Source organism: Rhodopirellula sp. J20-39 (assembly GCF_057365095.1).
In genome coordinates this window covers 1,501,157-1,527,170 of sequence record NZ_CP195123.1, presented here as the reverse complement: position 1 = coordinate 1,527,170, position 26,014 = coordinate 1,501,157, and the positions used below count along the sequence as shown (strand labels likewise).

Genomic DNA, 26,014 nt, shown 5'->3' with positions numbered 1-26,014 from the left:
ATTTTCCTGGCAACGACCGCAAGCAAGACGATCGCGTATGAATTACCCCTGCACGACCTCAGCGACACTGGCATCACTTGGTGACGGGATTACTCCGCGTTCAGTAATGATCGCTGTAATCAACTCCGCCGGAGTCACATCAAACGCAGGATTGGTCACCGACGCGGAAGCTGGCACGGTCGTGCGACCTGACGGACCACCGGGCTGGGTCACTTCCGCCGGATCTCGCTGTTCGATCGGAATCAAATCACCCGAAGCCAAAGCCATGTCAAAAGTGTTTGTCGGCGCGGCCACATAAAACGGAATGTTGTGATAGCGAGCCAACACGGCTAAGGGGTAAGTCCCAATTTTGTTGGCAGCATCTCCATTGGCTGCGATGCGGTCCGCCCCCACGATCACCGCATCGACCTTACCCGCTTTCATCAGTCCGCCGGCCATCGAATCGGTGCAAACCGTGACAGGGATTCCGGCCTGCGACAATTCCCAGGCCGTCAATCTCGCTCCCTGCAATAACGGCCGAGTTTCATCGGCAAAGACATGTAACGTCGTGCCATTTTCGTGCAAATGATAAATCGGCGCTAAAGCAGTCCCGAAAGTCGATGTTGCCAGTCCGCCAGCATTGCAGTGCGTTAACACGTTCTGGCAATCTTGCAGGTAAGCAGCACCGTTACGGCCGATCGATCGGCACATCTCGCGATCGTCTTGATGAATTCGAATCGCTTCGTCAGCCAACCGATCCGGCAGCGACGCGATGTCCGCATCCTGGACCGATTGCACGATCGCCTTCATTCGATCGAGCGCCCAAAACAAGTTTACCGCCGTGGGACGACTGGTCGCCAAGTATTCGATCGTCTTGATAAAGCGGCTACGCACTGCGGTCGCATCAGCGCGAGGGTCGATCTTGGTCAACGTAACCCCGTAGGCAGCGGCGATCCCGATCGCCGGCGCGCCACGCACCACCAACCGCCGAATCGCATCGTGCAATTGCTCAGGCGTTTCACAAACTAACCGGCTTAACGTTTCAGGAAGCAGCGTTTGATCCAGCAAATCGACCGCGACTGAATGAATTCCATCACTTCGTCGATACCGAATCGTTTCCGCTGCTTCGGCGACCTGAAAAGTTGAAGCTGACATTAAACTTCTTCCGCTGATGGGACTTCAAAACCCTTGCGATATTCTCGGCCCAGCCATGCGTTTGCATCAACGTTGTCGACATAGACCTCGGCGTCCGGATCAAATCGCAACGCGGGTCCAAGGGACAGCTGCTCAGTTGCCGGATCCACACCGTTATCACGTAAGTGCTGCAGCGTGCGACGCAGCGTTTCGGAATCGTCGTCCTGAGATGCAAACGAGCCAACGGCCGCTTCAATCGCGGATGGCTCGACTCGGTTCTGTTCACCCATGTAATAGGACGTATTGCCCAGGTGAGCGATCGCAGCGGAGAGATGCCCGCAACGAGCATCCGCGTTGAGCATCGATGCATCCCGAGAGACAACCGCGTCGATGAAGTTGCTCATATGAACGTTGTTCAGTTCGCCACTTTCTTTCGAATTGTGCTGGAACGTTTTGACCAACTCCATGTTGCGATCGAAGATTCGTCCGGTCGCGTAATTTGGTCCTTGAACGGCGTACCCTTCTGTCCCGTAGAATACGACACCGATCTTGTTGCCCTTCTTGGATCCGAACAACGCATTGATTTCATCGTCGCCAGAGTTGTCAACGCTTAAGCCTCGCGTTTCAAACACGATGGTCTTGTCGCCATAGTCATAAATTGAAACTTGAGTGTTGGCGGTGTCACCAGCATCAACGTAGTTCGGATCTTTGCGTTCGGCTTGATATCCCAATCGTCCGGCATAGGTCAGGATCGCGTTAGGATGACGATCCAATTGCAGGCCCCAACGAGCAACGTCGGTTTGGTGCGGCCCTTGGTTTCCCGAATCACCGTTGCCGTAATGACGTTGCCAGTGCCAATCGTAGTGGAATCGTTGACGGGTCAACTTGGGATCGGTCAGCGTTGCTGGACCACTCCATAGATCAAAATCAACCGAATCCGGAATCGCATAGTCGCCCAGCGGCCCAATCGACTTACGCCGCTTGTAACACAGACCGCGTGCAAGCTTCACTTCGCCGATGCCGCCCGAGGCGATGTAGTCCATCGTCTCGCGAATCCCGACGCTGCTGCGGCACTGGGTTCCGGTTTGCAGCATACGGCCATACTTTTTTGCCGCCGCCACCAAGGCACGGCCTTCGTGAATGTTGTGGCTAATCGGCTTTTCAAGATAAATATCTTTCCCCGCCTGCATGGCCCACACGCCTATCAGAGCGTGCCAGTGATTGGGTGTCGCACAAGTCAGAATCTGAACATCATCGGAATCAAGCACATCGCGAACATCACGCACCACTCGTGGCCGCGAACCTTGGACTTTGGCGACCTGTTCGGCCTTCTTTTCACCAACTGCTTCATCGATATCCACCAACACGTTGATCTTGGTGCGAGGATCATGATTGAAACCGCCCACGTGCGCCATTCCACGTCCATTGACGCCACAGATGGCGACGCCCAATGATTCGCTCGGGGCATCCGTTTGAGCCGAAGCGGAACTGGTGTGAACTCCAACGGAAACCGCCAACGCGGAAGCTGACAAACCAAACTGACGACGATTAATTGATTTCATGGAGAGATAACCAGGTGTAGGAGTACAAAAAGCCGTGGGGGACACGGGGCTGGCATTCTATGCCAACAATGACGGGATTCCAACCAAACAGGACATTGCGCGACCACAAAAAGGCGCACCCCCGCCACCGGGTGAACAGGCCAGTTCTCATGCCCTATTGCATGACTAGATGACAAAACGGGGCTGCTCGACCGAAAGATCAGTGAATGAACCGCACTACGCACCCGATCGAACGGGCGGTTCGCGAAAATGAAATGAAGATCTCACCAGGCTGAATTCACCAGGCAACGCGAAACGAGGGATCGGGGCTTCCAATCCAATCCCATTGCCTTTGGACCGGGACGGCCACGATTCGCACCCGCAACCAGCGAGACGGTCACCGTTGGCCATTGAGTTCTCTTTTGCGACAGATTGCTGCCGAGCACCGATTTCAACAAGGTGAAAAAGAGAATGCATAGTGATCAAGGAAATGAACTGGAACCAAACCGCCCACCGCCTGCCCAAGTGCTGATATCTTGAGCGTGTGCAACTTCGCAACCCAATGGCGTTTACCAGTTGGTGTACGTTATGGAATAGCCTGCCACACCACTTTCTTCGATGTTGTCATGCACCAAACGAACCAACATTTCTACGATCGAATTTCAACAGCGTACGATGCGATTGCAGATTCCAATGAACACGCGGCGAGAGAAACAGGGCTAGCCCTGCTGAACGCACGTCCCAGTTGGCGAGTACTGGAGATCGGATTTGGTACCGGCAATAGCCTTGTCACGCTTGCTCATGCGGTCGGCGACAGCGGTCATGTATGCGGCGTGGACGTTTCACCGGGAATGCAAAACGTCGCACACCAAAAGCTGGCCAACCTGAATTTGTCGTCACGTGTCACGTTAAGCGTTGGTGATGCGGTGGAACTCGACTACGAAGACGATTCCTTTGACGCGGTCTTCATGAGCTTCACGTTGGAATTGTTCGAGCCCAGTGACGCGGACAATGTCCTTATTGAAACGCTGCGAGTCTTAAAACCGGGTGGCTACATTGCCAACGTTTCCATGTCGACAGTCGTTGACGATCAAAAGGAAAGCGTGCTGGAAAAGACCTACCAGTGGATGCATCGACACTTCCCGCACATTGTGGATTGCCGACCGATTGACGCTGCCGCCTTATTGAACGACGCCGGTTTCGCTGTCCAGCAAGAAACCCGCATGGAAATCTGGACGATGCCCGTGTCGGCCGTGCTCGCGCAAAAGCCTGCTTGATTCAACCCATAAGCGATCGTCTACCGAATTCTCAATTCTCGAGATATGCTGGATGTTTGCGGGCGGCAGCAGGTGTGGTTACAACAATGTGACGCCGGCCGGTTGGTCTTGATTAAGCGCGAGTCCCCTTTGTCATCTTCATTAACCAACCTTCGCGTACCAGTCGTCCGCCGATTGGATGTATCGACGGACCTGACCGAGTGTTTCGATAAACTGTCGGCACTGCCGCACTGTGCCTGGCTCGACGCAGCTTCGGATCACGAATGCGATCGCGGTCGGTATTCTTTTTTAACCGCCGATCCAGTGGCGTGGTGCGAAGCCAGCATGGACGCCCCCGACCCGTGGCCTGTGTTCACGCAGTGGTGTCATCAACTGCAACGATGCGCGACTGATTTTTCAGCCCACAGTGCTTCCGAATCTTCGGTCGTCGATGATACTCAGGATCCACTTCCGCCCTTTTGCGGGGGAATCGTCGGAGTCCTGGCTTACGAATCGTCGTGGTGGCTGGAGCCCACACTTCGCCCGACGCCAACAACGCCAGGGTGGCAAACGACAGATCACATGGCCGGTATGGCGATTGGCTTGTACGACTGGACGATTGCGGTCGATCATCAACGCAAAGGTGCCTGGCTTCTCAGCACAGGCCTGAATGAACTCTTCGAAATCGACGTTGAGCGAGCCAATCGCCGTGCTGACGAAGTGCAGCGACTACTCAAAAGGACTCAAACGAAAAATCCCCAAGCCAATACCGCCGAACACACGGAAACATCAGCAACCAACGACTTCGCTGTCACAAGCAATTTCACTGACGAATCCTACCAAGCCGCCGTCGCGGAAGTTGTTCGCCGCATCCGAGCGGGGGATTCATTTCAGGTCAACTTGGCCCAGACCCTAAGCCACCCGAGCACCTGCTCGGCCACGCAACTCTACCGGCGTTTACGGGCAAGCAACCCAGCACCGTACGCGGGCTACTTCGACGCCGGCCGTTATCAGGTACTGAGTTCGTCACCCGAAGGCTTCTTGCAGGTGCGTGACAATCAAGTCGTCACACGCCCGATCAAGGGAACCGTTCCACGAACTGGCGATGAGACCGAAGACAAGCGACTTGGCGAAACGCTTTTGCGCAGCGAAAAGGACCGTGCCGAGAACACGATGATCGTGGACTTGATGAGGAACGACCTTTCGCGAGTTTGCCAAGACGCAAGCGTGGAGGTAACGGGGCTGTGCGAATTGGAAAAATACCAACGGGTTCAACACCTTGTTTCCACTGTACGTGGCACGCTTCGCGACGATGTCGGCATCGCTGACCTTCTGGCAGCCTGCTTTCCTGGAGGAAGCATTACGGGGGCACCCAAGATCGAAGCGATGAAGACAATCGCCGAACTCGAAGGCTCACCGCGCGGTCCTTACTGCGGATCGATGGGATATGTCAGCCTGAGCGGTTCGGCAGATTTCAATATTCTGATTCGCACTGTGACCCAACGCCCCAAACCTTCGCCAGCCGAAGCTCAACCCATTCAATCGGCGAACGCACTACCGTCCACGAATGCTACTAATCCAGGATCGGTGTGGGAGTTCCCGGTAGGCGGTGGGATCACCGCTCGCAGTGACCCGCATCGGGAAACGGAAGAGACCTGGACGAAAGCAGCCAGCATGATCGAAGCGATCACGCAAACCAGCGGCGATGATCATCGCAAGGCCGGGGCCGACGTCTGAAATCTATTGGGCCAATAAGACGCTCGTCTAATCCATTCATTCGGTTTGGGTCACGGTTCCACTGGCAACATCGGATCCTTGCAGCCTGCTACTTTTCAAGCCTATTCTCAGGTAGCGTAGGAGCCTGCATCCTCGTGCAACGTTTACTCGAAGAATCATAGAGACTGCCATGACGTCAGAACCACCGTTTCCTGAACAACCAGATCCAGGGCAACCTGATTCAGGGCAGCCGGATCCTTCTGGCGAAACACCTCAGCAGGAAAATCCTGCGTTGCGAGCTCGGGTGCCCGATAAGGTGGCCGATGGTTGCTTCAGCACAGGTGCGATTGTGATGACGGGCCCCAGTGAGTTCATTATCGACTTCCTGCAAACGATCGGTCGGCCGCATCGCGTTGCCACACGAGTGGTCATCCCACATCCGGTGATGCCGCAGTTCGTCGATGCACTACAAAAGAACCTGGATATCTATCGCGGACGATTTGGCGATCCCCAAGCTCCGCCAACAAATCCCAACCCGGACGCTCGCCGCCCCAGTCCGCAAGAGATTTACGACGACTTGAAGCTGCCCGATGAAGTTCTTAGCGGGGTTTACGCTAACGGAGTTATGATCGGCCACGGTGCAACCGAGTTTGGCCTGGACTTCCTGACCAGTTTTTTCCCCCAGTCCGCGGTCAGTGCCCGCGTATTCCTGGCGTCGGGACAAGTACCTCGCCTTCTCGAGTCGCTCAAAGGAGCCGTCAAGCAACTCCAGGATCGCAAACAAGGGCCGCCAACGAACGGTCCGCCACAACCGCCGACGGACCCCGCTTAAGACCACTGGTTCGTCAGGCTAAAAGCCTAGAGTAACGAACGAAGCAACGCCGGATTACTGAACCATCGTTTGCCACAAAGCAGCCGACGCGTGGACACCGCGGTGAAAGTCCTTCAGCGAGAACTTTTCGTCGGGGCTGTGAGCTCCGTCATCGTTCTGCCCCCATCCCAACAACAAGACGTCGCATTTCAACGACTCTTGGAACGTAGCCAAAATGGGGATCGAGCCACCCTCGCGGATCATCACGGGAGCAACTCCAAAGGCTTCTTCGATCGCCAGCGACGCGGCTTGAGTAAACGGGCTATTCGCGTCCGCGAGCATCGCAGCGGCACCGTGGTCAGGCTTGAGCATCAGCTTAACACCGTCAGGACAATGCTCCTGCAAATGTTCTTGCAGCATTCGCGTCACCTTCTTGGGATCCTGGCCGGGGACCAGTCGAAAACTGAACTTCGCTGACGCCTTCGCAGGCAACACCGTTTTGACACCTTCGCCTTGATGCCCGGATGTCAAACCATTGATATCCAATGACGGTCGAGCCCAACGGCGTTCATCGGTCGTGAACCCTGGCTCGCCGCCCACATCGACCGCACCCACGCTCTCAGCAAAATCGTCATCGTTGCTGCCCAGTGACTTCCACGATTCACGCTCGATCGCGGGAATCGGTTGCACATCATCGTAAAATCCCTCGATTGCGATAGCGCCTTCCTCATCCTTCATGCTCGCCATCAACCGGCACAAAGCCATCGCTGGATTGACCACCGCACCACCAAACGAACCGCTATGCAAATCATGGCTCGGTCCCTGGACGTTCAGTTCATAGGTCGCGATTCCTCGTAGCCCGCAGGTGATCGCCGGCCTTCCCACCGCGTATTGACTCGAATCGCTGACAACGACCACATCGCACGCAAGCTTTTCAGCCAACTTCGGAAGGTGAGCTTCCAGATTCAGACTGCCCACCTCTTCTTCCCCCTCGATCAAAAACTTGACCTGCATCGGAAGCGGCTTGTCGCATTGCAGCCATTCACAAACCGCCAATACGTGTGTCAACACTTGCCCTTTGTCGTCCGTCGCCCCACGAGCGTAGACTTTTCCGTCGCGAACCGTAGGCTCAAACGGCGGTGTAGTCCACAAATCCAGCGGCTCGGGGGGCTGCACATCGTAGTGCCCGTAAACCAGCGCGACGGGTGTCGGCGAGCCCTCATTTTGCTCCGGAGCCGGCGTTTCCGCATAGATCAGTGGGAAACCATCGGTGGGGATCAATTCAGTTTTCAAACCCGCCGCTTGCATCTTCTTCAGCAACCAATCCGCCGCTTGGTGCGTCTCTTCTCGGCGGCGTGAATCGCTACTGATACTGGGGATTTTCAGCCATTCAAACAAATCCTCTTCGTATCGCGCGGCATTGGCATTCAGGGTGCTTGTAAGGTCCTGAGGAAGCACTGAGGGGCGCACAGACATAGCTATTGAATTTGGATGGAATGAAATTGAACTGGACTACGATAACGCTGGCAATTTGAGCGGATTGCCGAGTGCTTTACCGAATCGGGAATGCCTATCGGCTGGGGAATTCGTGCTAGCACGAACTAGCAACCTTCGGAAAAAACCTCATTTCGGGTCTAACAGGTGCAATCCGACCGCGCTACAATAACGGGCTGATCGAGGATCGAGCAAGGAGTTTATGAATGTCCGACGAACAAAGCATTTTTGACGAAGTCGTTACGGTAGCGGTGGCGGAACCGGAAACCGAACGACAACAACGAACCGACAACAAGCCTAAAAAGCAGCCTCCCTACCATGTGATTTTGTGGGATGACGCCGATCACAGCTACGAGTACGTCGTGCTGATGATGAAGCGGTTGTTTCGCATGCCCATCGAAAAGGGATTCCAGGTAGCCAAGGAAGTCGACCGCAGTGGTCGTGCGATTTGCATGACAACGACGATGGAATTGGCTGAGCTGAAACGCGATCAAATCCACGCATTTGGCAAGGACGAATTACTGTCGCGATGCAAAGGAAGCATGTCTGCAACGATCGAACCGGCCGAAGGTTAATCAGTATCGATGACGGCGAAGCTGCGCGTTCACACGCTTGGATGTAAAGTCAATCAATACGAGACTGAACTGGTTCGCCAGGGGCTGTCAACGATTGGCTACGAAGACGCCAGCGGCCAAGACAAGGCTGATCTGTGCGTCGTAAATACGTGCACGGTGACGGATACCGGCGACGCTAAAAGTCGCCAGGTGATCCGCCGCATGGCGCGGGACAATCCTGACGCCCGGATCGTCGTGATGGGTTGCTACGCGACCCGAGCGCCCGACGAAGTTGCCAAGCTACCTGGCGTCGTCGAGGTCCTTGAAGACAAACGCGAACTGGGCGACCTGATGGGCCGCTTTGGCGTGATCGACATTCCAACGGGCTTGCGCGGATTCGCCGGTCGTAAGCGAGCCTACGTGAAGGTCCAAGACGGTTGCCTGTTGCGATGCAGCTACTGCATCATCCCAATGGTGCGGCCGAAACTGGCCAGTCGCCCGATGGACCACATCGTTGCTGAAGTCACCGATCTGGTCGACGCTGGGCACCGCGAAGTCATCTTGACCGGAATTCATCTAGGCCATTTCGGCGTGGATTGGAATCGTAACCAGCCTCGTGAAAACTGGATCCGGCTGTCACACCTGCTGGTCCGACTGGCAAACATCCCAGGCGAGTTCCGAATTCGCTTAAGCAGTATCGAGGCCACTGAGGTAACTCGAGAGTTAATCGGTGTGATGGCCGAACACGCTGACAAAATCGTTCCGCACATGCATTTATGTTTACAAAGTGGTAGCGACAGTGTGCTTCGCCGCATGCGACGCCGCTGGAGTTCCCGGATGTTCCTGGATCGATGCAACCTACTGCGTCAATCGCTGGACAACCCAGCGATCACGACCGATGTCATTGTTGGCTTCCCCGGCGAAACCGACGACGAATTTGAACAGACGTTGCAGACTTGCCGACAGGCCAGGTTTTCCAAAATTCACGTGTTCCCGTTTTCGAAACGACGCGGAACCCCCGCAGCCGACATGCCCAACCAAGTCGATAAACAACTCAAGGCGGAACGGGTTGATCGCTTGCAGGAACTTGAAGCCGAACTACGAGGCGACTACTACCAAACCCTCCTAGGCTCAAACGCCGAACTGCTGGTTGAAAGCGTCGATAAAGAGAACGGCTTCCTGGTTGGCACCACCGACCGATACGCGACGGCCACGCTACCACTGGCTCAAGCTATCCAGCTGGAACCTGACACCGACGTGAATCAGTTCGAAAACCGACTACTGCAAACCAAGGTCGTATCGGCGGACCAGGACACGCTTGGCCTGTCAATCGAATCCTAGCAGCCTCAAGCAAGAGCCTTCTTAGATAGCGTCGGCCGCTCTTGAGTCGTGAATCCGCCGCCCCAGTAAATGAGGCAAAGTGTGGTGAATGAGGCGAAGTGAATTGCGGCAGGAAGACGTGCGATCGAATAGATGGATCTCATCCCACACTCGAAGAGCTAACTTCGATCAAAGCGATAACTCGGCTAAAAGGTAGAATCGAATTTTGATTCCCTTCAAAACGAGAGATCGAACTACCTGCCCGTTGGTATTCGCCACTTTCCCGAAACGATTTCTTCATCGGGTTGGCCAACAAGTGAACCGGTCAGTTGCCAAGCTGGCTTGGTCTCATCACCCAAGATCGTTATTTCAATGGGATGGCTCCCCTGTTCAAGCGATAGCCGAGTGGAACGCTTTCGATCAGCGCGGTGTTGAAAGTCGTTATCGATCAAAACGGTTTTGTGGATACGGACAAAGGCGGGTGTGTCCGAGCGGAATTCGAAAGCAACTTCGCCCGTTTCCGGCACCGTGATGTAGCCCTCAAAGTGATAGACATCTGCCAATTGCTTCGTGTCGAGCGACGCAACGTATTGATGTGGATCTTGGACAATTTGCAGATTGCTGGCTCGATCCGATAGCGAATCAAAGGCGGGCACGTATTGAAACGCACCGGTTCGCGAATCGACCAAAATACCCGGTCGAGTTGGCTGCGACGGTAACGCAGCGATTGGTTCACCATCGTAAGGTCGCGGTGCGGTCGGATTGGTTCGACGCAATCGCAAAACCTCCGCTCGCATTTGTTTCTGCAACTCCCTCATCGCACTGGAAGTGTTCGCCAAATTGTTCTTTTCACTCGGATCCTTATGCAGGTCGTAGATTTCAAATGCGGAATCGTGACTTTCGATGTCGGTCCGGATGCCTTTAAATCCACCCAGCATCAAGACCTGCATCTGCTTTCGACGCCGACCTTGCTTGCGAGCTTCAAAGTCTTCAAACGCTGGTGTCTTGCCGCTTTGCGAGTACTCAACGTAAACGGTGCTTGCATCCCGATCGCCAGAGTTCGTCAGCGTAGGCAGCAATGTCACACCGTCACAAATCGCGGGCGGTGATGTGCCGGCAACATCAGCGAAAGTCGCCATCCAATCATGAAACTGGCTGGGACTGGTATCGATCGTCTTCGCGGGAATTCTGCTAGGCCACCACGCCAACGTTGGCACTCGAATGCCGCCCTCCCAAGTATCACGTTTGATTCCGTCAAAAGGACCGTAGGATTGGAACGAGGTTGGGTTGTAGTTGGCACCTTTGATATAGGATTCTTTGTGAGGGCCATTGTCACTGCTAAAGACGACCAGCGTATTTTCCGCGATGTCAAGTTCCTTCAACGTTTGCAATAGATCGCCTACCGAATCATCGATCCGGCGAACCATCGTTGCGAAGCGTTCTTCCACGTCGGACCAGCCCTTCCCGGTGTACTCTTCATGGCGATACGAGTCGATCGTTCCCTTGGCGGTGTTGATCATCTGACCTTCCTGACCGATCCACTGCACCCCACCGTGAACACCCTGTCCTTCGGGGTAAGCCATCGTGGGAACCTGCAACGCGGCGTGCGGCGTGTCATAGGCGAGGTACAGAAAGAACGGCTTGTCACCTTCATCAATTTGCTTACCAATCCAATGTTTTGCATAGGCAGTAAACAGGTCGGTCGAATAGCACTTATCGAGTTTGGCCGAGATTTCCTCGTCGTTATGCCAAACCTCCTTGGTACCTTGATGCGGCTTGGAATTACCCAACGGCCAATTGTTGGCCGCGTAGTGCACGTGCCCGTCGGCATGCCGAACCGAACCGAGAAACTCATCAAATCCTCGCTTGGTTGGATAACTAGCCCACCTTTGCACGCTTCCCTGAAGGTCTTTCTTCGTCCCCTTCTTCTCTCCTTGCTGTCCGTACTTTCCGATGATTGCGGTCGCGTAACCAGCCGATTTCATCACCGTACCTAACGTGTGATTGTCCGGCAGCTTTTTGTCGAATTGGTTGTCGCGAATTTCGCAGTTACCTTGATGCACACCCAACAACAGCGATGCCCGACTGGGGGCACAAACCGGTGCAGGACAGTAATGGTTGCGAAGCTGTGCACCGTCACTGGCCATCTGGTCGAGATACGGAGTCGAGAACTTTTTGTCGTGTTTGGATCCGTTCTGGTGAAAGACGCCCAGGTCTCCCCATCCCAGATCGTCACAAAGAATGAAGATCACGTTGGGCTGTTCTTTGGCCTCCGCTTTCAGCGCCGTCGTCGAGAACAACTGCGCTAGGATGACAGCGACTGTGATGGTCATGGGTTGAAAGTGAAACATCAAACTTTTCGTTTTCGGTTAGCGGATGCCGTTCAAATAGCTCATCTGGCAACATTTCATTCAATGACGCCGACCACTCATATAGAGTCCGTGAAACAACGACTGATACAAAGAGACAGGTCAGTCGAAAGCAAATCAAGAAGTAAGCGGAGATGACGAACCAGATCGGCTTCCCAGAATAACACGAACACGGTTGAGTCGCACTGGATGTTCGAGGCCCGAATCAAATCCGTGGGCGATTCAAACTCATCGAAACGCGGTCCCGATTTGCCGGCGCAAATCGGCGAGAGTTCGTTCGATCTCTCTTAACTCATCCTGACTAAGCTCATAAAGATTTAGCATGAGGCGGAGTGTTTTCAAGCCATTTGTCCATCCTGTCTGACAAACGAGCAACATTCGCTTGATCCTCCGCTGACAGGTCTTTGCGGTCGTCGAGATCACTCTTCAGATCAAACAACGCGACCTTGCTTGGATAACGAATCAGCTTATCCCAGCCATCGATGACCACCCTCGCATGCAATCCGCTATCGAGATCATCGAGTTGATCCAGATCGCTATCATGATCATAGACATCCACAAAAACTCGATCGCGAGCTTGCAATTGCTCAGGAGATCGCAAATCCAAACCTGACATTTCAGCAGGCGGCTGAATGCCACACGCTTGCAGGATGGTGGTCGCAATATCGATGTTGCTCGCCAAGGTATCGGTGTCACGCTGCGGCTGAATACTTTGGCTGTGCGTGACAAAAATTGGCGTGCGAATTCCTGCTTCAACAGGCTCACGTTTCGACCGAATGAACCTGCCGACTCTCGTTGGATCGGGCAGCCATCCGTTATCGCACGTGTATACGAAAAGGGTGTCCTCGTAGAGACCTTTCTGCTTCAGATGATTGACGATTTGACCACAACCTTCGTCCAGCCACTCGATATTTGCCCAGTACTTCGCCGTCGACTCATTGGGTGCGATATCTTTGTACTTGTTAAACAATCGATCCGGTGCATTGTGTGGCGTGTGCGGTAAGAACACTCCATACCAGATAAAGAACGGCTGGTTGCTTGCGTCTGCTTTGTCAACAAAATCATAAATGGGCTTCATCGTTTCGCGACCAATTTTCAAACCGACATCGCCATGTCGACCACCACGTGTCGGGTCGCCATGCGTCATTGCGTCGGTGAAACCATGATCTAGGGGATTGCCCTCCCACCACTTGCCGGTTTGCAATGTGGCGTAGCCGTTTGCTTTCAACAACTGAATGAACGATGGCAACTCAGCCACCGGAGCCGTCATTCGATTTCGATATTCCGTTGCAATCGCTCTGCCACTGGCATCACGACGACTTGCTCCTTTGGGCAGGACAGGATCATTGCCACGTATTCGGGTTTGATGCGGGTAAAGCCCGGATGCCAAACTCGCCAACGAAGGACGGCATAAAGGCGCCGTCACATAACCGCGTTCGTATAACAATCCTGAACTTGCCAACGCATCAAGATTCGGCGTCTGAACGTGGGGGTGTCCCATGAACCCATAGTCGTTCCATGCTTGGTCGTCGCTCAGTAAGAAAACAATATTCGGCTGACCGGCATCGACCCACTGACACGAGAAGACAAACAACAAAGCGACTAGCGAACAGAATCTTCTCATTTGAATCTCATTGATGTTTTGGATGCGTTCTACGTCGGGACTCACGTTTCGACGCTGTCTATCCTCGCCAGCTTAGCCCGATCTTAAAAGACGTCTCCACATTTTTCTCACGATGACAAATCGACACAGAACGCGCACCTCGAACCAGAATGCGGGTGCTAAACCCACTGAATCGTGCGTGAAGCCTCATCCAAACCAATTGGTCGCTGGACTGGTGGTTAGCAAACAACTCTATTGCGTTTGCTGAACCTAGCCGTTCGATCGCCGGGATTTTGCAAACTACGGTAAGAGCGGAACAATCGCAAATGCGAGATGGTGCGGTTGGTCACCGGGCAACGTGTACTGCGGATGCGTTTTGGCCCCCCAACTGTTGTCGCCACCGACACCGTGAAGTTTGGAATCGATATTGAAGACATTGAAGTCTTGCCGCCGCAAGTTATACGGGTGCGTCGACGTTTCTAAGTCCTGCACATTGCAAGGCAAAACGCTCGCACTAAAGGGCGTGTCACTCATCACCTTGATTCCTTGCCCGCTCGCCTCCGTCAGCGTGATCCAGCGCACGTCGGTCCGGTTCCCCGTGTCTTGCGTCCGGCAATACGGAAAGATCATTTGGTCAGCCGAAAATTGGTACTTGGCTATCTCTCCGCTAGTCTTGCGATCGCTGTAAGTTTCATGAGGTCCGCGTCCGTACCAAGACACTTGGTCCATCTGGCGTGGAACACTCCACTGCATCCCAAACCGAGGTAACGATGGCAGCTTACCTTCGCCAGGTTCGTAGCTCATCTCAACCTGAATCTTTCCGTCGCCGGTAAGGACATACTTCAATTGATGCTTGGACGAACCGATTGGCAGGGTGGAATCCACTAGCACCACCACGCGACCGACTTCCTTTTCAACAATAACTTCAATCGCCTGACGCCGAGATGATTCTTCCCGCCAAACACCAAGTCGCTGAACATATTGGTTGCCGTATTGATTGTCGTTGGGCGCCTTCCAAAAGTTGGGACGCACCGGTTCAATCAAACACTCTCGGCCAGCGATTTCGATGGATGTTAGTAGCCCCGAGCGTTTATCCACGACGGCTCGTGTTTGATTGGCGGCAATTCGGATGCGGTCGTCATTGTCTTCGATCACTTTCACGTTACCGGTCTCGATACTTTGTTTTTCGACCGCTTCACTAGGCGTCGATTCTTTACCTGAACGAATTTGAAACTGATCCCAAGCAAGTCGATGTCCGGTAGGAGCCCAAGCGGTATCGTCGCCAAGGGAAAATGAGAGCGTTAGCAGACACTCACCTTCTGGCATATCCAGATCCGCGATCGGCAAAACAATTTCCTCGCTCGTCATTGGCGGAACGCTCAGCGGTTCCAGTTCCCCCGCTTGAAAGACGGCTCCGTCACAGCGGATTTCCCACGTCGCCTTGAACTCGTTCAGGTTGGTGAAGACATACTTGTTTTGGACTCGGAACTTTCCTGCCTGCACGTTCACCGCATCAGTCTTGATGTTCTGATGCACCTTTTTGACTTCCCAAATATGGGGATTGAGCTGGCGATCGGGCTGCACCAATCCGTTCATACAGAAATTAGCGTCATTGGGCTGATCACCAAAATCACCACCGTAGGCAAAGTAGGTTTCGTCGTCCGACGAGGCTTCCGACACCTCCGTCTGGCGAAGGTCTAAGTCCAAAACCAATCCGGTATCGGATCGCGACTCGACAACCGCGACCTCCTTCGCCGTTAACGATCGGTTGTAGATTTTCGCCTCACGAATAGGCGTGATGGCAACTCGTTCGGTCACCTCCGAATTGCGGCCAATATTGACGGGGTAACGACTGGTCGCGATCTTCGTCTCCAATTCGACTTCGCTCTTCAGCTTGCCATTGACATACAACCGCATGGAGTGACCATCGTAGGTAGCGGTGATTCGACTAAATCCATCACTTAGATCCACGTCGGCTGACAAGACTCGCACAACGTACCAGCCGTCGGAGTACAGCGAGAAGCAGATACCGCTGCTATCCAGACGCAACAGATACTGGTGATCTCCTTTGGAGATCAGTGGGCAATACGTCTCGACATGCTGACCTTTGACGACCACTTCCAGCGTGAGTTCATCCACGATTTGCAACGCCTCGTCCGATTCGACAACCACCGGCCCAGTGACGCCCTGGTTTTCGTCCAATTTCCCAATCACCGTTGCATACTTGGCCGCATCATTTTGGTGTCGAACTCGAATCACCGGTGGTACCGGCTTACGGATTCCCTGGTCCACCCAATCCCAAATGAATCCACCTTGAAGGTGCGGGTGCGATTCGATGGCGTCCCAGTAATCTTGAAAATCACCAACGCTATTGCCCATTGCATGAGCGTACTCGCACTGAATCAACGGTCGATCGGGTTTGCCAGTTGCGTACTGCACCATCCGCTTGATTGTCGCATACATGGGACAGCGAATATCCGTGTTGCGACCATTGAATCCGGCTTGTTCATACTGAACCGGGCGTGAAGGATCGCGGGCTTTAATCCAGTCGTAGTCCGCTAAGAAGTTTACCCCGTTACCAGCTTCGTTCCCAAGCGACCAGATAATGATCGAAGGGTGATTCTTGTCACGCTCGACCATACGCTGCGTTCTTTCCATATGAGCCAATCCCCATTTAGGATCTTTCGCTAGCGACTTCTCACCATAGCCCATTCCATGCGATTCGATGTTGGCTTCGTCGACGACGTACAAACCATACTGGTCACAAAGCTCGTACCACTTCGGCGTATTGGGATAGTGGCTGGTCCGTACCGCATTGATATTGAATTGTTTCATCAACTTGATGTCCGCGATCATCGAGGCAATTGAAACAGTGTGCCCGGTGTCTGGATCGTGCTCGTGTCGATTGACGCCTTTGATGACAATTGGCTGGCCGTTGACATGCAGTCGCTGGTCCTTGATTTCCACCTCGCGAAAACCGACTTGGCAAGTTGCGACTTCGATCACGTTGCCCGCTTCATCTTTGATTGTCAGCAACAACCGATACAGATCAGGTTTTTCAGCGGACCAAGGTCGGGGCGACTGGACAAGTTGGGTCAAACTTAATTCGAGCTTGCCGTCGGGTTGGACGGTCCCGCTTTGCACCAGTTCGTCGAAGACGACTCGTTGATCGGCATCGAGTAGTTCAGCCGTTACAGAAATGTTTTTCGGTTGAGTCGAAGTGCTGGCGATCTCGACATCAATGTTCAGTGTTGCGTCACGGTAGTTGTCGTCGAAGTCCGTCGTGACAAAAAAATCACGCATCCGCACCGAGTCCGCCGACCACAAATACACATCGCGAAAAATGCCACTAAGTCGCCAGAAATCTTGGTCTTCCAAGTAGCTACCATCGCAATAGCGATAAACTTCTGCGGCGACGATGTTCTTTCCTGGCTGTAGATAGGTGGTAATATCGAACGTCGCTGGCGTGCGACTGTCTTGGCTGTATCCAACCCGGTTGCCATTGATCCACAAATAGAAAGCCGAGTCCACACCGTCAAATTGAATGAACGTTTGCCGTCCATCCCAGGATGCCGGCACCGTGAACTCACGCCGATAGGATCCAACCGGGTTGCGATCGGTAAAACTGGTGAAGTGATCAAGCGGTTCCCCCATAACGTTGGGCGGATCCACATGAAAGGGATAGCGAATGTTGGTGTAAACCGGCACGCCGTACCCATGCATTTGCCAATTGCTAGGAACCGGCAAGCTGTCCCATGCACTCGCATCAAAGTTCGATTCAAAGAAGTTTACCGGTCGCTCGCTGGGCTGGCTTGACCACTTAAACTTCCAGTCGCCATTAAGGGTTTGGAAATATGGCGTCGCATGTGGCGTCCCTAGAATGGCGGATTCACGATCCGGATAGGGCAACGATGTGGCACGAGGCGGCTCTTTATTGATACCGACGACTTGCTCATTTTCCCAGTCGTGGGGCTGCGTGGGCTGGTCGGACACTTCACTCACCCCCAAACGCAAGGTGGGCGGTGTCAATTCCGAATGCCGCTTGCTGGCGAAGCCATGCACATAGCAACCGTCCACGCCGCTGGTTTCGGACACCAAGATCAAGGTCGCACCGCCGTTAGTATCGTTACGCAAAAAATTGAGCAACGCTTGAGTGTCCATTCGGAAGGTCCGTTCCGTTTCAGAAACCGGCACCTCGAAAGTCCCCAGCCTTTTGGTCGCAACAGGATCCAAGGTCACACGATCGTTCATCATCCCCGGACAAGTTTGCCAACTCAGTGACTCTTCGGTCCAATTTTCTTGCGACTCATCAATGAGTCCATAGACGGCAAACGTCGTATCTGGGGTCAGCGACAAAAATCCGATCCCCGTGGAAACACCTTGAAGTTGAAGGCTAGCCTCGCAAATATCTTCGCCTGCTACAAACGACAGATCAAAGTGCATGTAAGCTCGGCGACGCCATGGCCTTCCCCACCACTCATCAGGCGGCTCCTTGACCAACAACGTATCGGGAAGTCGCTTACTCGCCGGTTCGTTCTTAGCGGCTAAGACATAGCCGTCTCGCCCGTCGCCAATCGCGGTCGAGATTTGAACGATCTCGCGATTTGCAGAACGCGATACCGTACTAGCGATCGAGTCGCGAATCTCGGGTTCACCGACAGGACCACTCGGTGACTCGATGCTGGTTTCGGTAAAGCGGACGGTTCCTTGGGAGGTCACCGAGATGCTCTTGCCCGTTCGGTGATGTGTCGCATCCACTTGCCCTTTAATTAGCGTTAGATCGGACGTTCCCCAAGGCGTAACGTTGACACCGAACTTCGTCCCTCGATCAATGAACGTGGAATTGGGCGTCTTGACTTCGAACCCTTCGCCGCCAGGAAGCACGTCAGCGTAGATGCGACCGGAGTGAACAACGCAACGAGTCTCGCTGATCAGTTCCAAATCAGCGGGGCCTTCCATCGTCAAATCGACCAATCCCACTCGGATGTCCGCGATGCCTGACGCTAAGACAAGACGCCCCGGTGTGAGCGGCGAGCGAGCGACAATGGGAACCGTGGAAAAGCTCCATCGGCAGCTTTGCAAACGTGTGATTTCGCCAATGTTCGGCACCGTCATTGCTTGCTGATACCCCCAAAATCCAACGATTGCAAAGACAATCCCCGCGGCGATCCCGGTCGACGAACTGACTAGCGAACGCATCCATGATTTCGACGAGGATTTAGCGTGAACCACGGGGACGCGGCTTCGTTCCGATGCCAATGGCGGCTCGCCTTGCGGATATGCAAGCACCGCTTGCATGCGGCACGATTCTGCGAAATCCCGACGGATTGAATCGTCGCCAGCAACCAATTGTTCCAATTCCGCCATCACCTCTTCATTGGGATGATCTTCGAATGCGCGATCACGCAGTTCGATATAACGATCCCATGTGATTGACGTTTCATCTGTTTTGTCATTCATATTTTTCACTCGAAGTGTTGGCTTCGGTTTTGAATTTCGCTTCATGAGTCTACTCGTCTGCTCACACATTCACGCAAAGACTTGCGAATGCGGCTAACGATCACACGGACCGATGCTTCAGGTCGATTGACTTCAACGGCAATCGCTTCAAATGGCATCTCTTGCCGACACCGCTTATCAATCAGGAGTCGTTGATGAGGTGGCAACTTCTCAACGCATTGGTCGAGAGCCTGGACATAGTCGTCGTAGTAGTCAGAATTCTGGAGATATTCGGCGGATAACAACTGAGTCATGTTGTCACTGAATTGCAGTCGCTCGCGGCTTTGCTTCGTACGCCAAGCCCGCACTTGATTGAATGCGATCGAGCACGCCCAAGCACCAAAGTTGGTCCCCAACTGGAACTGCTCGAACTCTCGCCAGGTCACCAAGCTGGTTTCTTGGAACACCTCGTCGACATCGTTAAGCGTTGGCAACAGACTGCGCAGGTACAACTGAATCACTCGACGACTTCCGTCAAAGAGAGACAAATATTGTTGTTCGCGGTCTTCCTCCGTTCGCGAGGAGTGGCTTCCGTTTCTGTCGATCGCCGCCTCCTTGTGATAGGGCCGAATAAACTTGAATGCTCAGGCGATTGTTGATTTCCACAGACTCGATCATTAGAAAAGAGCCGAACTCGCCATTATGCAACAAACTTTTCTGGAAAACATTGGACTCGCAAGTTTTGTTTATTCAGAACTTTTTTGTTGCGTTCTTCTTCTAGCTGTTCTTTCCATGTGTTGGGGGAACACATCTCCTCTCATTTCCGAGTGGGTCGTCATGATCCCGTCCAAAATTTGGAGCTAGACATTTGAACAATGCATCTTTCCGAACGCGAAGAGCGTTCACTCTCGTCGAGCTATTGGTGGTGATCGCGATCATCGGCGTGCTAGTCGGTTTACTATTGCCGGCCGTCCAAGCGGCTCGCGAAGCGGCCCGCCGCATGTCCTGCAGCAATAATTTCAAGCAAATCGGACTGGGAATCCACAACTATCACGCCGCCTTTAAGCAGATCCCGATCCATGGTGGCGGAACGGATTCTGGAACCGGTAGCGATGGCGGGCACAAGACAACCGGACGCGGCAACAACGCCCGTCGGCTGAGTTTCTTGGTCGGGCTTACCCCCTATGTCGAAGGACAAGCCCTATGGGAGCAAATTGCGAATCCAAGTCGTTTGAACGTCGAAGGCTCGACGATGTCGGGATCTTGGAGTGCGATGGGCCCCATCCCATGGCAAACGGAATACGTGCCTTGGATGACCAACATCCCCACATTCCGTTGCCCAAGCGATCCCGGCGTGGGGCTGCCTTCGATGGGGCGAACTAACTACGCCGCTTGCTTAGGCGATTCGGGGTACGTGTTGCACGAAGCGGCCTTGGATGCATTTGGTAATTCCAACACCGGCTTTGTCGAAATGTCACGTGCATCTCACCGTGGCGTATTTGTTGCTCGTCGGACCACCCGCTTTCGCGACATTCTCGATGGTTTGGCCAATACGATTGCGGCTGGCGAGATCGTGACCGATCTGGGGGACAACGACACTCGGACCGATCCCATCAAACGTCAACCACCAAGCAGCAGCACTACCGATCCATCGGGCGAAGGCAACGTCTACAACAATCCATCGGCTTGCGATGTGAACATCGATGCAAAACGTCCACAATTTTGGGATCCATCAACTCCGTCGAGTCGATACCTCACTGTTTCCGAAAAGCGAGGTTATCGTTGGGCGAACTACGCGCCAGTCTTCACCGGCTTCACCACCATTCGACCACCGAACAGCCCGGTTTGTCTCGCCCAGAACAACAACTTGTACGGCGGTTCCTTGTCGGCAAGCAGTCGCCACCAGGGAGGAGCCCACGTTCTTATGAGCGACGGTGCCGTCAAGTTTATCACTGATTCCATCGAAGCTGGGAACCAGACCGCTGCCATGACTTGGAAGAGCGAGTCGACCGGCAATAGCAACAACGTTGGCGGCCGAAGCCCATACGGACTTTGGGGTGCCTTAGGAAGTCGTGCGTACAAAGAAGTTATCGACGAAGAACTCTAGTCCAACACGTGGTATGTCACCCGCGTTGATCACCCACCATTTCGTGAAAGTATCTCTATGAAATTCCATCAAGTTGCGTGCCTTTGCTTTGTCCTATTTCCGCTCGCCATGACTGGCTGCGGAAACGGCGGAGAGAACACTGTCGTTGAATCAGCACCTGCTGACCTGCAGGCTGAAATTGAAGCGACCGAACAAAAAATGCTGTCCGAAAAAGGCCCTTGATACCGGCTACGAGAGGCTAAGTCTCTCCTGTCTTGATCTGTAAAAGCCGATGCCGCGGCGGCACACTGAACCGTCGCGGCATATGATTTCATTAACGGGGCGTCTCCCAACGCCACGTCGCCCGCCTGATTCCAGCCCCAATCCCGCCTTGGAACTCTCATGAATTGCCAAAAACAAACACCCGTTTTACTGACGTTGTTGTTTTTCGCTACAAGCGTTTTCTCGACCGCCATGGCGGAGCCGACGAAACCTAATATCGTTTTCATCTTGACCGATGATCACCGATCCGACAGCTATGGAGCGTCGAGCGATCAACGCATCCAAACGCCAAACCTGGACCGGATCGCAGAACAGGGAACCCGATTCACCGATGCATTCGTCACTCTGGCGATTTGCTCACCCAGCCGAGCCGCTTGCCTGACCGGGCGATACGGCAGCTCCAATGGTGTGACCGCGATCGGAAAAACCAAGCTTCATGCTGGTGAGATCACATTCGCCCATGCACTTGGTGATGTCGGCTATGCGACTGGGGTGACCGGCAAATGGCACCTTGGCACCAAGCCACACGAATGTGGCTTCGAATTCGCTTCGACCTGTTGGTCCAATGGTACCTGGTACGACCGCGTGTTCAACATTGATGGCAAGTCAATAAAGATACCTGGCTTCGTGGATGACGTTACCGCAAGCGAATCGATTCGGTTCATGCGTCAAGCCAAAACAAAATCGCAACCGTTTGCACTATGGATGTGCACCCAGGTGCCGCACATGGACGGCAAACACACCTGGCCCGCGAAACAACGTTACCTGGACCAGTACGATGTAGACAAAGTAACGCTACCGGAATCATGGAACGACAATCTTGCCGGTAAGCCGCAGTACCTGAAGTCGTCCCGTAATCGAACTCAAGCACTCAAATACGGGTACCAAGACCCCGACAACATTCGCCGACATACACGTGACTACTACGCCAGCGTTCAACAGATGGATGCGGCAGTCGGACGTGTGATCGACGAATTGGATGCATTGGGAGTTCGTGAGAACACGTGGATTATCTTCATGGGCGACAATGGCTGGATGCTCGGCGAGCACGGTATGACCAGCAAGGTGCTGCCTTACGAAGAATCCATGCGAGTGCCAATGGCGATCGCCGGTCCGGGCACACAGTCTCAGGTTCTCGATCAACTGGTTTTGAACATCGATCTGACCGCAACGATCTACGAACTGGCTGGCATCGAAATTCCAAAACAATTGCATGGTCGTAGTCTATTGTCGTTGGTTCAAGGAAAGCCGACTGACGATTGGCGAAAGAACTTCCTCTATGAGGCCCCCACACCGCAATTAGGAAGCCAACCGTTGTGGGCGATCCGCAACCATCGCTGGAAATACATCGAAACCCAAACCGACCAATCTTCGACCAGTCGCTTCGCCGAACTCTACGACCTGCAGTCCGACGCGGTGGAATTGAAGAATCTGGCGAACAGCTCCGAGCACCAATCCGTCGTCGCACAATTGTCGAACGAACTGCGGACGCAGCGGAAACGACTCGAGCCTTCGCATCGCGTTGCCAAGCAACCCGTTTCCGCGACAACGAAGAGTACGAACCGTTCGACCAACGAGAATGATGCTCCGGCACCAACGATCTCCGCCACGCCACCTGCGAAACCTCGGAACGACATTCACATCAGCGGCATCTATCCGCACCTGACCGCGTACGGCATCTACAGCCAAAACGGTGGTCACTACAAAGCTGGACATAACGAATGCGGCATCGGAGCGGTTGTGCCCTGGGCCGATCAACTCTGGATGGTCAACTACGCTCCTCATCAACATAGCAGCGAGCATAAGCTGTATTCGATCAGTGCAGACTACAAAGATTTGACGATTCATCCCGAGAGCGTTGGCGGTACACCAGCGGGCCGAATGATTCACGAAGAGTCCAAGCAATTGCTGATCGCTCACTACTTGATCGACGAGAGCGGCAACATTCGCGTGATCTCGCCCAAAGACATGCCAATGCGTGTGACTGCGATCGCTCGGCACCTGACCGATCCCGCCAACATGGTCTATTACATCGACATGGAAGGCAGCATTTGGGAAGCCAACGTGCATACCCTTGCGGTCAAGCGTCTATTTAAGAAACCGGTTCCCGGTTGGCACGGTAAGGGCGGCTATACCTCGCAAGGTCGGTTGGTCATATCTAACAACGGCGAATTACACGCGGGCAACTACAACGACTTACTTGTCGGTGGAAAAGCCAAACACAAGGAAGAACGGGGCGTCTTGGCGGAATACAACGGCAAAGATTGGAAGATCATCGAACGCCGTCAGTTCACTGAGGTCACCGGTCCCAAGGGAATCACCGGAGGCAGCGATGGCGATGATCCTATTTGGACAATGGGTTGGGATCGACGTAGCGTGCGTTTAAAGGTGCTTGACGAAGGGAAGTGGTCGACCTACTTGTTGCCTAAGGCAGCGTTGTGCAACGACGCATTTCATGGATGGTATACCGAGTGGCCTCGCATCCGCGAGATCACTGACGGTCGTTGGATGATGGACATGCACGGCATGTTCTATGATTTCCCCCAATCGTTTTCCGCCGACAATACCGCAGGTTTGAAACCGATCGGCAGCCACCTGCGATACATCCCAGACTTCTGTGCTTGGAATAACAAGCTGATTTTGGCAACGGATGAAACGAGCATCCAGGGCAACCCGCTAGCCGGACAACCACAAACAAATCTGTGGATTGGCGATGCTGAAGAACTTGAAAATTGGGGGCCAGCGAGCGGTTATGGTGGTCCATGGATCGGCGACAACGTGACCGCCAACACTCCTTCAGATCCATACTTAGTTGCTGGTTTCGACCGACGAGTGATCCACCTTTCGGTAGGACGACCAGTCGAAAAAGCGTCACGTTTGATGCGAGTCGCTGGTGAAATGCCAATGGAACCGTTGCCCGCGAAACTCGCCGCGTTGCCACTGGTGACGACGGAGCGAGGCAATTGGAGAAAACCGGCGACGGGATTCTCGTTCCACACCAACCTTCCCGTCACCGTCTACCTCGCTGTCGACGGTCGCGGCAACCAGAACCCGGGTCGTCTATGGCAAACGACTGACCTGTCCATCACGTGGCAGCACGGGGATGTGTCCGACATGGTTTACACACGCGACTTCCCAGCCGGAACGGTGACGATTCCTGCCAACGATAACCAACACCGACCCGGCTCCTACGGTCTACCGCACGCCGCTTTTGTTGACAGTGGTGGGAAGGCTTTGCGAATCGAAGCTTTGGAGTCAGCGACTCTTAAACGACCTAATTCGGAGGCTGATAGTACTTCAAGCTCAGACGCACCGGTGACCTTCAATCTGCAAGTCGATACCGAGGGAACCGGCCAGTGGCGAAACTATCGCAACATCGAAGTGCCAGCGGACGGATACATCTCCTATTCATTCCCGAACGACTTCGATGCCACATGGCTGCGACTGACAACCAATCGTGACTGTGTCGCGACCGCTGTGATGCATCAAACCACATCCAAGTTCGCTGATCCCCAGAAGGGTGAAACTCTGTTCGCTGGATTGGCCGATGTGGATGCCGACAACGCATTAGCTTCGCGCACCTATCCGGCCAAACGAAACCGCAACCTGCGTGTGATCGCCGACAATGATCGCTTCTATGAATTCGGAAAAGCCACGTTCGAGTTCCAAGCCGATCCCATCGATGAAGAACTTCGCAATCGACTCGCGGTCGAGCCAGAGTTCACCGTCGACGCGGCGTCGGTGGTCCTAACGTACAACGGACACAAGCTTCGCTTGCCCAAGGGCCACGCCGCTTTTGACAAACCGTTCGCCATGGGTTGGCCACGCGACTCGCGGGAGGTCGAATCGGAACGTCATCTCGCCAACATTCATGGCACGTTCTATGAAGTTCCTTTGTTGCTTAACGGCAAACCGCCTGCGTTCGAACTGATGCGTCCGGTCGCCAGCCACAACAAACAGATCAGCGACTATTGCACATGGAATGGCTTGCTGGTTCTTTCCGGTGTTCGCCAAGACGCCAAAGCGGACGGTCACGTCTTCATCGACGATGCGAAAGACGTTGGGTTGTGGTTTGGCGGGATCGACGACCTTTGGAAATTCGGAAAGCCCGTCGGCGTTGGTGGCCCATGGAAGAACACTCAGGTTGCCGCTGGCGAGCCATCGGATCCGTATTTAATGACGGGCTACGATTCGAAAACCCTGACAGTGTCATCGGACACCGATACGGTGATCACGATCGAAGTCGATTTTGATCACCAAACGGGCTTCCATGCCTACAAGAAAATCGAGGTCGAGGCGGGCAAAGCGGTCACCTTCCCGTTCCCGACATCGTTCAGTGCCCACTGGGTTCGGCTTCGAAGCAGCGAGGCGGCCACAGTAACGGCACAGTTTGTCTACCGGTAGCGAGCACGTAAATCACGTTGTTTTTC

Annotated in this window: 16 protein-coding genes; 8 read left to right on the top strand and 8 right to left on the bottom strand. The window is 53.9% G+C overall.

Annotated elements, in window-relative coordinates:
- Window positions 1-42: 42 nt before the first annotated feature.
- Both mtnA and ACR3ZL_RS05560 read right to left on the bottom strand, forming a co-directional pair.
- On the bottom strand, window positions 43-1,134 hold the full coding sequence (gene mtnA / locus ACR3ZL_RS05565; protein ID WP_486173261.1) for an S-methyl-5-thioribose-1-phosphate isomerase: 1,092 nt from the start codon (window positions 1,132-1,134) through the stop codon (window positions 43-45).
- Entirely contained in the window at window positions 1,134-2,675 is a 1,542-nt protein-coding gene (locus ACR3ZL_RS05560) for a Gfo/Idh/MocA family protein (protein WP_473648879.1), read from the bottom strand. Before ACR3ZL_RS05560 ends, mtnA begins: the two co-directional genes overlap by 1 nt.
- 605 nt (window positions 2,676-3,280) lie before the next feature.
- Between ACR3ZL_RS05560 and ACR3ZL_RS05555 the strand changes: the two genes are divergently transcribed.
- From ACR3ZL_RS05555 to ACR3ZL_RS05545, 3 genes are all read left to right on the top strand, one after another.
- The gene (locus tag ACR3ZL_RS05555) at window positions 3,281-3,931 is read left to right on the top strand and encodes a class I SAM-dependent methyltransferase (RefSeq protein WP_473648880.1); all 651 of its coding nucleotides are present in this window, start codon (window positions 3,281-3,283) and stop codon (window positions 3,929-3,931) included.
- 129 nt (window positions 3,932-4,060) lie between these two features.
- Window positions 4,061-5,647 (top strand): anthranilate synthase component I family protein, encoded by a 1,587-nt coding sequence (locus ACR3ZL_RS05550; RefSeq protein WP_473648881.1) that lies wholly within the window; start codon window positions 4,061-4,063, stop codon window positions 5,645-5,647.
- Window positions 5,648-5,816: 169 nt separating this feature from the next.
- Window positions 5,817-6,458, top strand: coding sequence for a DUF3467 domain-containing protein (locus tag ACR3ZL_RS05545; protein ID WP_473648882.1), 642 nt, complete (start codon window positions 5,817-5,819; stop codon window positions 6,456-6,458).
- A 54-nt stretch (window positions 6,459-6,512) separates the two neighbouring features.
- Here ACR3ZL_RS05545 and ACR3ZL_RS05540 read toward each other — a convergent pair whose 3' ends face one another.
- Window positions 6,513-7,913 (bottom strand): dipeptidase, encoded by a 1,401-nt coding sequence (locus ACR3ZL_RS05540; RefSeq protein ID WP_486173260.1) that lies wholly within the window; start codon window positions 7,911-7,913, stop codon window positions 6,513-6,515.
- Between the two features lie 224 nt (window positions 7,914-8,137).
- Here ACR3ZL_RS05540 and ACR3ZL_RS05535 point away from each other — a divergent pair, with 224 nt between their 5' ends.
- A complete protein-coding gene (locus ACR3ZL_RS05535) occupies window positions 8,138-8,506 on the top strand; it encodes an ATP-dependent Clp protease adaptor ClpS (protein WP_473648883.1) in 369 nt (122 codons plus the stop codon).
- A 9-nt stretch (window positions 8,507-8,515) separates the two neighbouring features.
- Window positions 8,516-9,826 carry a tRNA (N(6)-L-threonylcarbamoyladenosine(37)-C(2))-methylthiotransferase MtaB gene (mtaB, locus tag ACR3ZL_RS05530; RefSeq protein WP_486173259.1) on the top strand — a complete coding sequence of 437 codons (1,311 nt, stop codon included), beginning with the start codon at window positions 8,516-8,518 and terminating at the stop codon, window positions 9,824-9,826.
- 5 nt (window positions 9,827-9,831) lie between these two features.
- Here the strand turns inward: mtaB and ACR3ZL_RS05525 are convergent, their stop codons facing one another.
- The 5 genes from ACR3ZL_RS05525 to ACR3ZL_RS05505 all read right to left on the bottom strand — a co-directional run bounded on the left by ACR3ZL_RS05525 (window position 9,832) and on the right by ACR3ZL_RS05505 (window position 19,764).
- Window positions 9,832-9,969 (bottom strand): hypothetical protein, encoded by a 138-nt coding sequence (locus tag ACR3ZL_RS05525; protein ID WP_473648886.1) that lies wholly within the window; start codon window positions 9,967-9,969, stop codon window positions 9,832-9,834.
- A gap of 90 nt (window positions 9,970-10,059) precedes the next feature.
- Window positions 10,060-12,156 (bottom strand): sulfatase-like hydrolase/transferase, encoded by a 2,097-nt coding sequence (locus tag ACR3ZL_RS05520; protein WP_473648887.1) that lies wholly within the window; start codon window positions 12,154-12,156, stop codon window positions 10,060-10,062.
- A 325-nt stretch (window positions 12,157-12,481) separates the two neighbouring features.
- Entirely contained in the window at window positions 12,482-13,798 is a 1,317-nt protein-coding gene (locus ACR3ZL_RS05515) for a sulfatase-like hydrolase/transferase (RefSeq protein WP_473648888.1), read from the bottom strand.
- Between the two features lie 279 nt (window positions 13,799-14,077).
- Window positions 14,078-19,237 carry a glycoside hydrolase family 2 TIM barrel-domain containing protein gene (locus tag ACR3ZL_RS05510; protein ID WP_473648889.1) on the bottom strand — a complete coding sequence of 1,720 codons (5,160 nt, stop codon included), beginning with the start codon at window positions 19,235-19,237 and terminating at the stop codon, window positions 14,078-14,080.
- Between the two features lie 41 nt (window positions 19,238-19,278).
- Window positions 19,279-19,764, bottom strand: coding sequence for a sigma-70 family RNA polymerase sigma factor (locus ACR3ZL_RS05505; RefSeq protein WP_473648890.1), 486 nt, complete (start codon window positions 19,762-19,764; stop codon window positions 19,279-19,281).
- A gap of 320 nt (window positions 19,765-20,084) precedes the next feature.
- On the opposite strand from ACR3ZL_RS05505, the gene ACR3ZL_RS05500 reads away from it, so the two are divergent.
- From ACR3ZL_RS05500 to ACR3ZL_RS05490, 3 genes are all read left to right on the top strand, one after another.
- The gene (locus tag ACR3ZL_RS05500; protein WP_473648891.1) at window positions 20,085-21,323 is read left to right on the top strand and encodes a DUF1559 domain-containing protein; all 1,239 of its coding nucleotides are present in this window, start codon (window positions 20,085-20,087) and stop codon (window positions 21,321-21,323) included.
- A gap of 57 nt (window positions 21,324-21,380) precedes the next feature.
- Window positions 21,381-21,545, top strand: a complete 165-nt coding sequence (locus tag ACR3ZL_RS05495; protein ID WP_473648892.1) for a hypothetical protein — start codon at window positions 21,381-21,383, stop codon at window positions 21,543-21,545.
- A gap of 159 nt (window positions 21,546-21,704) precedes the next feature.
- The gene (locus tag ACR3ZL_RS05490) at window positions 21,705-25,988 is read left to right on the top strand and encodes a sulfatase-like hydrolase/transferase (protein ID WP_473648893.1); all 4,284 of its coding nucleotides are present in this window, start codon (window positions 21,705-21,707) and stop codon (window positions 25,986-25,988) included.
- Window positions 25,989-26,014: the final 26 nt, after the last annotated feature.